Raw genomic sequence first — 12,679 nt, 5'->3', positions numbered from 1 at the left:
GTCGACAACGCGCTGCGCTACACGCCGGCTGGCGGCACCGTCACCGTCAGACTGGCCGCCATCGATGGCGAAGCGGTGCTGACGGTCACCGACGACGGGCCGGGCATCCCGGCGGACGAGCGAGAGCATGTCTTCGAGCGCTTCTACCGCCTCGCCGACGCAACCGAGGAAGGCAGCGGCCTTGGCCTCGCCATCGTACGCGAGGTGGCCGAAAATGCCGGTGGCCGCGTCACCCTCGCGGATGGCGCGGCCGCCGGCCTGGTGGTCGAGGTGCGGCTGCCCCTGGCCTAGCAATCACAGCTTCATGTCCCCTGCTCGTTGAACGAGGCCGGGCGCCATTTGACGACATAGTCCTCGAAGCGGGTGATGATGAACTCCACCACAAGCGCCATCACCGCCAGGATGATCATCGCCGCGAACACGCCATTGGCGTTGAAGGCGCCCTGCGCCGTCGAGATCAGCAGGCCCATGCCTTGCTTGGCGCCGAGGAATTCGCCGACCACGGCGCCGACCAGCGCGAAGCCGAAGCTGACATGCAGGCTGGCCAGGATCCAGCTCATCGCCGACGGAATGATGACCGAGGTGGTGATCTGGAACGGCGAAGCACCGAGGATCTGTGCGTTGGCGATCATCGACCGGTCCGCCTCGCGCACGCCCTGGAAGGCGTTGGCGAAGACGACGAAGAACACCATCACCACGGCGAGCGCGACCTTGGAGGCCATGCCGAGGCCGAGCGCGATGATGAACACCGAGCCCAGCACCACGCGCGGCACCGAGTTGGCGATCTTGATGTAGATCGAAAAGACGTCGGCCAGCAGCCGGTTGCGGCCAAGTATGATGCCGGCAGCGATGCCGCCTACAGCGCCGATGACGAAGCCGAGGAATGTTTCTTCCAGCGTCACATAAATCTGCAGCCAGAGCGGGCCTTGCGAGGTGCCTTCGGTGACCCACGACCAGATCTGCTGCCAGATGCCGGACGGGCTGGCGAAGAAGAATGGATCGATGATGTTGTAGTCGGCGCCGAGTTCCCACAGGCCGAGGAAGACGACCAGGATAGCCAAGCGCAGGCCGATGACCAGTGCATGGCGGCGTCGCAGCCGCACCCTTGCCCGGGCTTCGGCGACGGCGATGGAGGTATTGCGGGCAGCGGCCCGGTCAACGGTGGGAGAGATGGCGGTCATGGCGGTCTCCTCTCGGAGCAATTCCAGGAAAAGTGCCAAGCGGTTTCCGTCCGGAATTGCGAAAAACAAATCATTGGAGCGGGTCAGCCGCCCAAGTCTAATGGCCGGTCTGCAGGCTGCGGCTCTGGCCGAGCTGCACTTCCTCGCGAAGGTCGTTCCAGATCACTTTGGCGATCTCAACGAATTTCGGGTCATAGCGGATGTCGGCCATGACGCGCGGGCGCGGCAGGTCGATGCGGTAGACGCTCTTGACCGTGCCCGGCCCCGCCGTCAGCACATAGACCTTGTCGGCCAGCGCCACCGCCTCCTCGAGGTCGTGCGTGACGAAGACGACCGAGGATTTCTGCTCCGACCACAGGTCAAGCAGTTCGTCCTGCATGGCGGTGCGGGTCTGCATGTCCAGCGCGCTGAACGGCTCGTCCATCAAAAGAATCTTGGGCTGGTTGATGAAGGTCTGGGCCAGCGCGACGCGCTTGCGCATGCCACCCGAGAGCTGATGCGGATAGTGCTTTTCGAAACGGCCAAGGCCGACGCGGCCGATCCAGTCACGCGCCCGTTCATAGGCCCGCGCCTTGGACACGCCGCGATAGAGCGGGCCGGCGGCGACATTGTCGATGACGCTGCGCCACGGAAACAGCGCATCGGCCTGGAAGACGAAGCCTATGTCGCGGCTGATCTCGGTGACGGGCTTGCCCATGACGCGGACATTGCCGGTCGTCGGCCTGAGCAGGCCGGTGACGAGGTTGAGCGTTGTCGACTTGCCGCAGCCGGTCGGCCCGACGACACAGGCGAACTCGCCGCGCGCGACCGTCATGGTGAAATCGCGGATCGCCGTCATCATGTGGCCGTCGGGCGTGACGAAGCGAAGCGTCACGTCATCAATGGCGATCGCGGCATCGGACGGCGGCGCGGCCGGAGACAGCTTCTCGGCCGCCATGGATTGCAGTTGCATGGCACACTCCTGTCGTGATGGGGCATGGATGCCAGCGGCACAAGCTCCTTTGGCTTGTCGTCCATCTGCATCTGGAAAGGCGCCGCTGCCGGATTGATTCAGCGGAGCGGCGCAAGTCATTGTTGCTCAAGGGCGGGCCGGGCGTCCGCCGTCGCCGACCGATGCTATTTGGCGGCGTCGACGAATGCCGTGGTGTAGGTCTTCGACAGGTCGATCTCTTTGCCCTGCAGGCTCTTGGAGAAGGTCGAGAGAACCTTAAGCACGGTTGGCGGGCCGTCGGCCGGCATGCGGCCGTCCGGCGTGAACATCGCCTTGCCGCCGGCCAGCCCCTGGACGTAGAGGTCCCTGTTACCGGCGTAATAGTCCTTCGGCATCTTGTCGGCGATCTCTTCGGCCGAATGGGTGGCGATGAATTTCATCGTCTTGACGAAGGCATTGGCGAGCTTCTGCGCCTCCTCCTTGTGGCTCTCGATCCAGGCCGACTGTACGTAGAAGGACGCCGCCGGATAGGGTCCGCCCAGCGCTTCCTTGGTCTTTTCCGGCGTACGCATGTCGACGAGGATGCTGGCCTCGCCGGTCTTGAGCAGCTTGGCAATGGTCGGCTCGGTGGTCATGCCGGCCTGGATCTGGTCCTGCTTGACGGCGGCGATGAAGGTGTTGCCGGCGCCGACTGGCAGCAGCGTGTAGTCACCCGGCTTCAGGCCGTTGCGCACGGCCAGGTACTGGGTCAGGAAATCGGTCGACGAGCCGAGGCCGGTGACGCCGAGGGTCGCGCCCTTGAACTCGGCCGGCGACTTGATCTCGGGGTGCTTGGCCGACACCAGCTCGACCTCGCCCGGCGCCTGGCTGAACTGCACGATCGACTGGATGTACTTGCCCTTCGACTGCAGATCGACGGTGTGGTCGTAGAAGCCGACGACGCCCTGCACGGCGCCCGCCAGCAATTCATTCTCGGCTTCGACGCCGGCGCGCGAGTTGACCAACTCGACATCGAGCCCCTCGTCCTTGAAGTAACCGAGCTGCTGGGTGAGCACGGCCGGCAGATAGATCTGCTTTTCCATGCCGCCGACGATAATGGTGATCTTGTCGGCCGCTGATGCCGCCGTGGCGCCCGTGGCGACAATGGCAAGCGTCAGCGCCGCTGAACGCAAGGCGCACTTCGAGATGAAACCAGTCACGTAAATTCCTCCACCTGGGCGACGCGCTATCTGGCGACGCCGCATTTTCTTCCTTGCCGGCCGCTCCCAGGCCGGTCACGGCAAGCGCCGCGACGCTGTGATGGCATGCCCAAGCTTTCAGCTGGCTTTCAGTCATTTTAGCGGCTGCCGAAATGGAACCCGGCGAGTTTGCCGGTTAGGAGGCGCCGAGAGCCAGCACGTCGCGCATGGTGTACTCGCCGGGTGGGCGACCGGCGACCCACAGCGCGGCCGCCATGGCGCCGCGCGCGAACATCGAGCGGTCGTCGGCCGAATGCGACAGCGTCAGTACCTCGCCGTCGGCCAGGAAGCTGACGCTGTGCTCGCCGACAATGCTGCCGCCGCGCGCCACCGCGAAGCCGATCTCGCCGGACGGACGTGCAAATGTGACGCCGTCGTGGCCGCGCCGCGCCGCGTCTGCCAGCGCAACGCCCCGTCCCTGCGCGGCCGCATCGCCCAGCATCAGTGCCGTGCCCGAGGGCGCGTCGACCTTTGAGCGGTGATGCGCCTCGAATATCTCGATGTCGCAATCGCCGGGGCCGAGCGCGCGCGCCGCCTGCTCGACCAGCCCGGTCAGCATGTTGAGGCCGAGCGAGTAACTGCCGGAACGCACGATGGCGATCTTCTTCGCGGCGGCGGCGATCGCGGCAAGTTCGGCGGCGTCGAAGCCGGTCGAGCCGATCACCAGCGCCGGACCGCCGCGCAGGGCGCAAGCCTCGGCAAGCTCAGCCGACGCGGCCGGCGTGGTGAAGTCGATGACGACGTCAGCAAGCGCCAGCGCTTCGTCGCGCTCGTCCAGAACCTCGCCGGTGGCGCCAGGCCGGTGGAAGCGGGCGGCGAGCGCCAGACGCGGATCGGCCACGACGGCTTCCACCATCTGCCGGCCCATGCGGCCGAGCGCGCCGGCTATGGCGATCCTGAGCGGCTGCGGCATGGCTATTCCTGTCGAGAGGCTAGTCGGAACAGAGCTTTAGCACGCCGCCTTGCCAAATTGATTCAGCCGGCAGTCGCGCCATTCGTCTTCAGCATCATGCCGGCGATCTCCTTTACCAGTTTGGCGGCGACAAGCGCAGTGACGTTGGAGAGGTCCTGGCGCGGATTGTATTCGACGACGTCGGCGGCGACGATTGGCTGGTCGATTGACTGGATCAGACCGATCACTTGGCGGGTAGTGAACCCGCCTGGTTCGCGATGGGAAATGCCGGGCGCGAAGGCCGGATCGAGAGCGTCGATATCCATGGAGACATAGACCGGCGTCTTGAGGTCAAGCCGCAGCCCTTCCTTGAAGTGCCGCATCTCCACCACCTCGACACCGAAGCGCTTGAATTGGTCGCGGTGGTGGTCGTTGACGGTGCGCAGGCCGACCTGGATCAGCCGGTCGGCAAGCCGCTCCTCCATAATGCGTGCGAAGGGCGAGGTGTGCGAGCGCGGATTGTCATCATAGGCATGATAGATATCGGGATGGGCATCGATATGCAGGATCGTCAGGCTGGGGTGGCGGCGCCGCACCGCGCGCAGCAGCGGCCAGGTGATCGCATGGTCGCCGCCGAGCGAGATCAGCGGATGGCCGGCATCCAGCGCGCGACCCACCTCGTCTTCGATCCGCTCCCACGGATCGCCGGCCTGCGCGAAATCGATATCGCCATGATCGATGAAGCGGTCGCTGAGGTCAAAGCCGGTTTCCGACCATGAACTGTAAGCATCGCTGGTGAGCTCGCGCCGGATGAGCGGCGGCGCTTCGGCCGCACCGCGCAGCCAGGACGAATTCTCGTCATGCGGAATGCCCAGAAGCGAGATCTTGCTCACGACATCCTCCCTCGTCGCAACAGACAGGGTGTCTCTATAGACGCGGGATCTGGCGGCTGCGACGGCAGGCGCTTGGGCCAGATCGCGGGGTCAGGCCCTAAGCTCTTGCGGCTTGCGCAACCACACCTTGTTGTCGTGCAGCGCCGCACCGCCATAGGGCGCCGGCGCGTCGGCGCCGGTCAGCACATTGATGCCCTCGCCGCGCTCATGCGCGCTGTTCGGCCAGATGCCTTCGGCGATCACCACGCCACGCTGGATGCCGTCGAAGAACTTGGCGTGCAGCACCAGTTCGCCGCGCTGGTTGCCGACCTCGACGCGACCGCCATCGGCAAGCCCCAGCCCGGCGGCATCCTCGGGATGCAGCAGCAGCACCGGCCTGCCCTCCTTTTGCTTCGACACCGGCGTCTCGGCAAAGGTCGAGTTGAGGAAGTTGCGCGCCGGCGAGGTGGTCAGCCGGAACGGATGCGCCTCGTCCGCTGCCTCGATCAGCTCGACATGGTCGGGGAATTCCGGCAGCCGCTCGACCGGCCCGAACAGGCCCATGCTCCTCGGCGGCCGGTTGGGCGCCGCCTGTCCTGACCAGTCGGGGCGGAAGCGGAATTTTCCGTCCGGATGGCCGAAGCCGTTGATGAAATGCGCCGCCTCGAAATCCGGCTGCATATCGATCCATTTCTGTTCCTTCAGGCTGTCGAAGCCGCCCAGCCCGCGCTTGCCGAGGATGATGTCGATATGCTCCTTCTCGGTCAGGCCGAAGCCCGGCCTGTCGCCGACGCCGAGCCGTTTTGCCAGCTCCTCGATGACGAAATGGTTGGTGCGCGGCCCCTCGGGCGGATCGATCAGTTTTGGTCCCAGCGTGATGTGCTGGTTGCCGCCGCCCTTGTAGATGTCGTCATGCTCCAAAAACATCGTCGCCGGTAGCACGACATCGGCGAGCCTGGCCGTGTCGGTCATGAACTGTTCGTGCACGCAGGTGAACAGGTCGTCGCGCAGAAAACCCTGCTTCACCAGCCGCTGCTCGGGCGCGACATTGACCGGATTGGTGTTCTGGATGAGCAGCGCCGTCACCGGCGGTCCGCCATAGAGCGCGTCGCTCGCCCCGGTCAGCACGGGGCCGATGCGCGAGTGATCGAGATGACGGATGTTGGGATCGCGCATCGCTGTACCTTCGAGCACGTCCTGGTTCAGCTTGAAGATGCCCGAATTGGAGTGGAAGGCGCCGCCGCCCTCATATTGCCAGGCGCCGGTGACGGCGGCGATCGAGGCCGCAGCGTGCATGTTGACCGAGCCGTTGCGCTGGCGCGAGAAACCGTAGCCGAGGCGGAAATAGGTCTTCTTCGTCGTGCCGACGAGATGCGCGAAGGTTTCGATCTCGGCGACATCGAGCCCGGTGATCGCTGCCGCCCATTCCGGCGTTTTTGTCCGCAAATGCTCTTCCAGCCCGCGCGGATCGTCAGTGTATTTCTCGAGATAGGCGCGGTCGGCAAAACCGTCGCGGAACAGCACATGCATGACCGCGCAGGCCAACGCGCCATCGGTGCCGGGCCTCAGCACCAGGCCCATGTCGGCCTGTTTCGTTGTGGCATTCTCATAGACGTCGATGACGACGATCTTGGCGCCGCGTGCCTTGCGTGCCTTGATCGCGTGGGTCATGACGTTGACCTGGGTGACCACGGCGTTGGTGCCCCAGATCACCACGCAATCCGACTTCGCCATCTCGCGCGGGTCGGGACCGCGCAGCGCGCCCGCCCCCGCCATCCATCCGGTCCAGGCGAGATTGGTGCAGATCGAGCCGAAGAAGCCGGAGTACTTTTTCGCGTGGCGCAGCCGGTGGATGCCGTCGCGCTGCACCAGACCCATCGTGCCGGCATAGTAATAGGGCCAGACCGTCTCCGAGCCGTATGTCTCCTCAGCCTTGAGGAACTTCTCGGCGACGAGGTCGAGCGCCGCGTCCCAGCTGGATTCCTTCCAGGCGCCCTCGCCCTTGGCACGCGCCCTGATCAGCGGCTTCAGCAGGCGGTCGGGATGATGAACGCGGTCGGCATAGCGGGCGACCTTGGCGCAGACGACGCCAGCCGTGTAGCTGTTGGCCTTGGCGCCATGGACGCGGCCAATGCGGTTTTCGTCGAGCAGCTCGACTTCGAGCGCGCAGGTGGACGGGCAGTCGTGCGGACAGGCCGAATGGCCGAATCGCAGCTTGGCGTGCTGGTTCATGGGGGTTGTCTAGCGGGATTCAGGCGCGGCGTGTAGGTCCAGATTGGGCGCGAGTTGGCACTGTTCTGCCAAGATGTGCTGCGCAGTGGGGTTGCGGCAGTAGGTCTTTTTGCGCGGCGTTGAAACAGCCAATCTCCCCACTTGTGGGGGAGATTGGCTGTCGCTGCCGGTTTCGCCAATCGCCAACCTCGGGGATTGGCGCGACGCCCCCTCACATGCCGAACCAGCGCGCGCGGCGGCTGGAGCCGAAATGCTCCTTGTCGGCGCGCAGCGCGAGCGAGGCTTCGTGGTAGGTGCCGGTCGGCTTCGGGCCGGAGAAGAAATCGACCTCGACCTTGCCGATGCGGCCGCCGCCGAATTCGATGTAGCAGGTGCCGAAGCCGTCATACTGTTTCGCCGTGCCGCTGTTGGTGAGCTTAACGATCAGGTCGCTGGCGACGGCACGCGCCGCACCCTCCGCGAACACGCCGGCCTTCGGCGTGCCGGTGTTGGCGCCGTCGCCCACGGCATAGACGCCGGCATAGTTCGTCTCCAGGGTCCTCGGATTGACCGTGATCCAGCCATTCTCTGCCATGCCGCTGGCTATCACCACGTCGGGCACGCGGTGCCTGGGCACGCCGAGGAACAGGTCGAATTGCATCTCCACGCCGTCGTCGAGGATTGCGACCTTCCGCGCATTGTCGATCGACGCGACGCGGCGGCCCGGAATGAAGCCGATGTTTCGCTCGACGAAGGCGGCGACCAGGGCGCGCGAGGTTTCCGGCGACGGCGGCACCGGGCTCGGCAGCGGCAGCACGAAGTTGATCTCGCAGGCTTCGCGCACGCCGCGCTTGACCAAGTAGTCGTGCAGCATGAGCGCGCATTCGCTGGGCGCCGGCGGGCATTTGTAGGGCGCGCCGCAAACCCCGACCAGCGCCCTCCCCTTGGTGAAGGTGGGCAGAACGTCGCGCAGCCGCTCCGCACCCGCGACGGTGTAGAATTCGTTGGTGTCGGCGAGCCCCGGCGTGGCGTCGAAATCGTAGTCGGCGCCGAGCGCCACGACGAGGAAATCGGCCTCGTGGACGCCGCCATCGGTGGTGACGCGCCGCCGCTCCGGGTCGATCGCGGTGACCGTCTGCCTGAGCAGGTGCACCCCCGGCTTCGCATAGTTGGAATAAGGCAGGCGCACGGCGTCCGCGGTCCTGTGGCCGAACATCACGTCGAGCTTGGAAAAGCCGAAGACGAAGGCGTCGCTCTTGTCGATCAAGGTGACGTCGATGCCGTCGCCGAAGGTCTCGGAAAGCAGGCTGGTAAGTTCGAGGCCGCCAAAACCCGCCCCAAGGACGAGGACGCGCGGCTTGCTGGAAGTGTTCATGTTATCCTCTCATATTTGCTTGGAATGACGCGCGTCGTACCCAAGGTCCCTATGACCCGTGCCTGAGGGTGGCGGCGTCCTCGGCGAAGATCACGCTGAAAAAGCCGTCGATCATTGTCAGCGTGTCGGCATCGCTCATGCCGGGCAGCGCCGGGAAGTCGCCCTCCAGATCCACCTTCGTCCTGCCGCCCATCGGCGTGTAGCTGTGGGTGAACCGCGCGCCGTCGAAGGCGCCGCCGGTCAGCCTGGTCTCGATGCCGCGCGGCGGATCGAGCCTATGCTGGACCTGCATGGCGAAGGTGCTTCCGTCGGGATTATAGACCTCGGCGTCGAGCGTGACGATGCTGCCGGCCACGCCCGCGAGCCGGTGGCTCTTGAAGGCCAGATGCCGGTGGTTGCCGGCGCTCATATATTCGAACAGCCGCTCCGGCGTGGCGTCGAAGACGGCGATGGCGGGCTTGACGTAATGCACGGTCATGGCGGTCTGCTCCTGCGATTGTGCCAGGGCGCGCGACCGGGAAGCGTCTCGCCGCTCCCCGGCCGCGGCCCACGCGGCCGCGGCTCAGGCGTGCGGCTGCGGGACGATGCGGATGTAGGGCTTCGGCGCCTTCCAACCGTTCGGGTAGATCTTGGCCGCTTCGTCGTTCGACACGGAGCCGGCGATGACGACGTCCTCGCCCTGGCGCCAGTTGACCGGCGTCGCGACCCGGTGCTTCGCGGTTAGCTGCAGGGAGTCGATGACGCGCAGGATCTCGTCGAAGTTGCGGCCGGTGGTCATCGGATAGGAGATCAGCAGCTTGACCTTCTTGTCCGGCCCGATGACGTAGACGTTGCGCACCGTCTGGTTGTCGGCCGCCGTGCGGCCTTCCGCCGTGTCGCCGACGGTGGCCGGCAGCATGTCGTAGAGCTTGGAGATCGCAAGCGTCGGGTCGCCGATCATCGGGTAGTTCGGCGCATGGCCTTGCGTCTCCTCGATGTCCATGGCCCAGCTCTGGTGCCGGTCGACGGGGTCGACGCTGAGCCCGATGATCTTGACGTTGCGCTTGTCGAATTCAGGCTTGAGCTTGGCCATGTAGCCGAGCTCGGTGGTGCAGATCGGCGTGAAATCCTTGGGATGAGAGAAGAGGACGCCCCAGGACTCGCCGAGCCATGAATGGAAGCTGATATGGCCTTGCGTCGTCTCGGCTTCGAAGTCCGGGGCGGTGTCGTTGATGCGGATGGACATGGTGAGTTCTCCTGTATGAATAGGTTGACGCGGCGATACTGACCGACCGGCGTTCCTCCACCGTTCCCCGAATGCGCTTTGCGTGTGCCGGCTCTTTCAATCGGCATCGATGCAGGACTATGGTTGCCCGGGGCGTCTGGGGAGCTGAAATGCGTGTAGAGGTGGATTTGCTTGGCCAGTTCCGCGTGTCCGTCGATGGACGCGCGGCTTCCGCGGCCGCATGGCGGCGCACCAGCAGCGTGACGCTGGTCAAATTGCTGGCGCTCGCCCGGCGCCACCGGCTGCACCGCGAGCAGGTGATGGACGCGCTGTGGCCTGACCTCGAGCCGGAGGCGGCGGCCGCCAACCTGCGCAAGGCCGTGCATTTCACCAGGCGCGCGCTCGGCGCGCATGAGATCATAGAGCTCGACGGCGAGATCGTGGCGCTGGCGCCGGACGCCGAGATCGCCATCGATGCCGCGCTGTTCGAGGTCGAGGCGACGGCAGCGCTGCAGGCGGGCGATAAAGTCGCCTCGGAGCGGGCGGCCCAGCGCTACGGCGGCGACCTGCTGCCGGAGGACCGCTACGCGGAATGGGCGGAAGAGCCGCGCCAGCGTCTGCGCGAGCTCCATGTGCGCCTGCTGGAAGTGGCCGGCCTATGGGAGCGGTTGCTGGCGGTCGACCCCGCCGACGAGCGTGCCGCGCGGGCGCTGATGCAGGCGGCGCTCGAGGTCGGCAATCGCGGCGAGGTCGTCAGGCAATTCGAGCGGCTGCGCGAAAGCCTGCGCGTCGATCTCGGCGTCGGCCCGCAAGCGGCGACGGTCGCCATCTACGAGAAGGCGCTGGCGCTCGGCGATGCGCAGCCGACCGGGATCGCCGAGCGGGTGCGCGGGCTTTTGGCCTGGGGCATCATCCAGCTCAACAGCGGCGACTTCGGCGATGCCGGGCGAAAGGGCACGGAAGCCCGTACGCTGGCGATCGCGGCCGCACTCGGGCGCGAGGTCGGCGAGGCCAGCGCGCTGATCGGGCTCGCGGCGCACATGCAAGGCCAATGGCAGGAGCTTTTCCAGTCCGAATTCGTCGACTGGGTTCGCGGCGCGCCAAGTGTTGCCTCCAATGTCTTCGACGGCCATCTGTGCCTGGCGGAATTCTGCCTCTACCGGGCCGGCGGCCATGAACACATGGCAAAGGCGGCGCGCGAGCTTTTGGGCATCGCCGAGGCCGCCGGATCGGTTCCAGGCCGCGTGCTTGCCTCGCTGATCCTCGGCGAGGCGGAGCTGTTCTCGGGGCGGCTCAGGGCAGCCGAGGAGCTGTTGACCAGCGCAGCCCAGCTCAGCGCTGCAGCGCGCGCCCCTTTCGGCGAGGCGCTGGCGCTGCATCGACTCGGCGAAATCGCGCTGGCGCGCGGCCAGAAATGGCGCGCCGGCCGGCTCCTGCAGAAGGGCTTGCGTCTTGCCGAATCGACATGGCTCGCCCCGCATCTGCTGATCCGCTTCCAGGCGCTGGCGGTCGAGGCGGCGGCGACGCAATCGCAGGCGATGGAGGCGATCCGGCAAGGCGATCGCCGGCTCGCCGAAAAATGCACCTGCCAGCCCTGCTCGATGGGTTTCCGTGTCGCGTCCTCGATCGCTCTGGCCGAGGCCGGCGAACTCGACCAGGCGAGCCGGCGCATCGACGAGGCCGAGCGGCTGGCCGGCATGTGGCAGGGCGGACCGTGGGTCGCCGCCGTCTGGGAAGCGCGCGGCGTGCATCGCCAGGCGCGGGGCGAAAGCGACCAGGCATCGGCACTGCTGCGCGAAGCGGCCGCGCGCTACGCCGAGCTAGGCCGCCCGCGCGACCGGGAGCGATGCCTGGCGCGGGCGCAAGCGGTCGAGGTGAGGTTGGCCGGGTAGAAGGCGCCTCGCCTTCTCCCCTACTCCGCGATGCCTTCCTCGTACTCGGCCGACATCGTCAGCCATTTGTCCTCGTTGGTGGCGAGCGTGGCGGCGAGTTGCGAGCGCTCCTTGGCCAGCCGTGTCGCGGTCGAGGGGTCCTTCTCGTAGATCGCGGGATTGGCGAGTTCGTCCTCGATCAGGTCGATGCGCTTGCGGATGCGGTCCATCAGCGCCTCGGTGGCGCGGATTTCTTTCGCCAGCGGTTCGAGCGCGGCGCGGCGCTGGGCTGCTTCGCGGCGGCGGTCGGCCTTGGAGGCCTTGTCTGCTTCCTTCTGTTCGCGGCGGATGGAGGAAACGCCGGTGACCAGCGTCTTGTAGTCCTCAAGGTCGCCGTCATAGGGGTTCACCGCGCCGTCCTTGACCAGCCACAGCCGATCTGCGGTGGCCTCCAGCAGATGGCGGTCGTGCGAGATCAGGATCACCGCGCCGGGGAAATCGTTCAGTGCATGGATCAGCGATTCACGGCTGTCGATGTCGAGATGGTTGGTCGGCTCGTCGAGGATGAACAGGTTCGGCCCGTCGAAGGCCGACAGGCCCATCAGTAGCCGAGCCTTCTCGCCGCCGGAAAGATCCTTGGCCGCCGTGTTCATCTTCTCGGTCGTGAGGCCGAACTGGGCGACGCGGGCGCGCACCTTCGATTCCGGCGCCTCGGGCATCAGCCGGCGCACATGCTCATAGGCGTTTTCCTCGGGGCGCAGATCGTCGAGCTGGTGCTGGGCGAAGATCGCCACTTTCAGGCCCGGCGCCACGGTCATGGTGCCGGTCTCGGCCTTGAGCCGACCGGCGAGCATCTTGGCGAAGGTCGACTTGCCGTTGCCGTTGGCGCCGAGCAGCGCGATGC

The 12,679-nt window shown here is 66.2% G+C and carries 12 protein-coding genes; 2 read left to right on the top strand and 10 right to left on the bottom strand.

Translation table 11 applies throughout. The annotated features are described in order from the left end of the window. The coding region (locus EN781_RS10590; RefSeq protein ID WP_145965477.1) for a sensor histidine kinase at positions 1-291 on the top strand (291 nt) is incomplete at its 5' end. A gap of 11 nt (positions 292-302) precedes the next feature. Here the strand turns inward: EN781_RS10590 and EN781_RS10585 are convergent. The 9 genes from EN781_RS10585 to EN781_RS10545 all read right to left on the bottom strand — a co-directional run bounded on the left by EN781_RS10585 (position 303) and on the right by EN781_RS10545 (position 9,925). Beyond that, positions 303-1,181 carry an ABC transporter permease gene (locus EN781_RS10585; protein WP_126055571.1) on the bottom strand — a complete coding sequence of 293 codons (879 nt, stop codon included), beginning with the start codon at positions 1,179-1,181 and terminating at the stop codon, positions 303-305. A 97-nt stretch (positions 1,182-1,278) separates the two neighbouring features. Beyond that, a complete protein-coding gene (locus tag EN781_RS10580; protein ID WP_126055572.1) occupies positions 1,279-2,133 on the bottom strand; it encodes an ABC transporter ATP-binding protein in 855 nt (284 codons plus the stop codon). Between the two features lie 164 nt (positions 2,134-2,297). Beyond that, the gene (locus EN781_RS10575; protein ID WP_126055573.1) at positions 2,298-3,311 is read right to left on the bottom strand and encodes an ABC transporter substrate-binding protein; all 1,014 of its coding nucleotides are present in this window, start codon (positions 3,309-3,311) and stop codon (positions 2,298-2,300) included. 175 nt (positions 3,312-3,486) lie between these two features. After that, positions 3,487-4,263 carry a 4-hydroxy-tetrahydrodipicolinate reductase gene (dapB, locus tag EN781_RS10570; RefSeq protein WP_126055574.1) on the bottom strand — a complete coding sequence of 259 codons (777 nt, stop codon included), beginning with the start codon at positions 4,261-4,263 and terminating at the stop codon, positions 3,487-3,489. A gap of 62 nt (positions 4,264-4,325) precedes the next feature. Further along, the gene (gene speB / locus EN781_RS10565; RefSeq protein ID WP_126055575.1) at positions 4,326-5,135 is read right to left on the bottom strand and encodes an agmatinase; all 810 of its coding nucleotides are present in this window, start codon (positions 5,133-5,135) and stop codon (positions 4,326-4,328) included. A 90-nt stretch (positions 5,136-5,225) separates the two neighbouring features. Beyond that, on the bottom strand, positions 5,226-7,346 hold the full coding sequence (locus EN781_RS10560) for a molybdopterin oxidoreductase family protein (protein ID WP_126055576.1): 2,121 nt from the start codon (positions 7,344-7,346) through the stop codon (positions 5,226-5,228). A 211-nt stretch (positions 7,347-7,557) separates the two neighbouring features. After that, positions 7,558-8,700 (bottom strand): FAD/NAD(P)-binding oxidoreductase, encoded by a 1,143-nt coding sequence (locus EN781_RS10555; RefSeq protein ID WP_126055577.1) that lies wholly within the window; start codon positions 8,698-8,700, stop codon positions 7,558-7,560. Positions 8,701-8,749: 49 nt separating this feature from the next. After that, positions 8,750-9,178, bottom strand: a complete 429-nt coding sequence (locus EN781_RS10550; protein ID WP_126055578.1) for a hypothetical protein — start codon at positions 9,176-9,178, stop codon at positions 8,750-8,752. Between the two features lie 84 nt (positions 9,179-9,262). Beyond that, entirely contained in the window at positions 9,263-9,925 is a 663-nt protein-coding gene (locus EN781_RS10545; protein ID WP_126055579.1) for a peroxiredoxin, read from the bottom strand. A 149-nt stretch (positions 9,926-10,074) separates the two neighbouring features. On the opposite strand from EN781_RS10545, the gene EN781_RS10540 reads away from it, so the two are divergent. Beyond that, on the top strand, positions 10,075-11,796 hold the full coding sequence (locus EN781_RS10540; protein WP_126055580.1) for a BTAD domain-containing putative transcriptional regulator: 1,722 nt from the start codon (positions 10,075-10,077) through the stop codon (positions 11,794-11,796). Between the two features lie 20 nt (positions 11,797-11,816). Here the strand turns inward: EN781_RS10540 and EN781_RS10535 are convergent. Next, positions 11,817-12,679 (bottom strand): ATP-binding cassette domain-containing protein (locus EN781_RS10535; protein WP_145965476.1); only part of this gene is annotated, 863 nt, incomplete at its 5' end.

The organism is Mesorhizobium sp. M4A.F.Ca.ET.090.04.2.1 (genome assembly GCF_003999085.1).
In the GTDB taxonomy this organism is placed as follows: Bacteria; Pseudomonadota; Alphaproteobacteria; order Rhizobiales; family Rhizobiaceae; genus Mesorhizobium.
This window is presented reverse-complemented; position numbering and strand designations above follow the sequence as displayed.

Bases quoted from the DNA above. Each gene is read 5' to 3' on its own strand.
- EN781_RS10540 (WP_126055580.1), top strand. From the start codon at position 10,075: ATGCGTGTAGAGGTGGATTTGCTTGGCCAGTTCCGCGTGTCCGTCGAT.
- EN781_RS10580 (WP_126055572.1), bottom strand. From the start codon at position 2,133: ATGCAACTGCAATCCATGGCGGCCGAGAAGCTGTCTCCGGCCGCGCCG.
- dapB (WP_126055574.1), bottom strand. From the start codon at position 4,263: ATGCCGCAGCCGCTCAGGATCGCCATAGCCGGCGCGCTCGGCCGCATG.
- EN781_RS10560 (WP_126055576.1), bottom strand. From the start codon at position 7,346: ATGAACCAGCACGCCAAGCTGCGATTCGGCCATTCGGCCTGTCCGCAC.
- EN781_RS10550 (WP_126055578.1), bottom strand. From the start codon at position 9,178: ATGACCGTGCATTACGTCAAGCCCGCCATCGCCGTCTTCGACGCCACG.
- EN781_RS10545 (WP_126055579.1), bottom strand. From the start codon at position 9,925: ATGTCCATCCGCATCAACGACACCGCCCCGGACTTCGAAGCCGAGACG.
- EN781_RS10585 (WP_126055571.1), bottom strand. From the start codon at position 1,181: ATGACCGCCATCTCTCCCACCGTTGACCGGGCCGCTGCCCGCAATACC.
- EN781_RS10555 (WP_126055577.1), bottom strand. From the start codon at position 8,700: ATGAACACTTCCAGCAAGCCGCGCGTCCTCGTCCTTGGGGCGGGTTTT.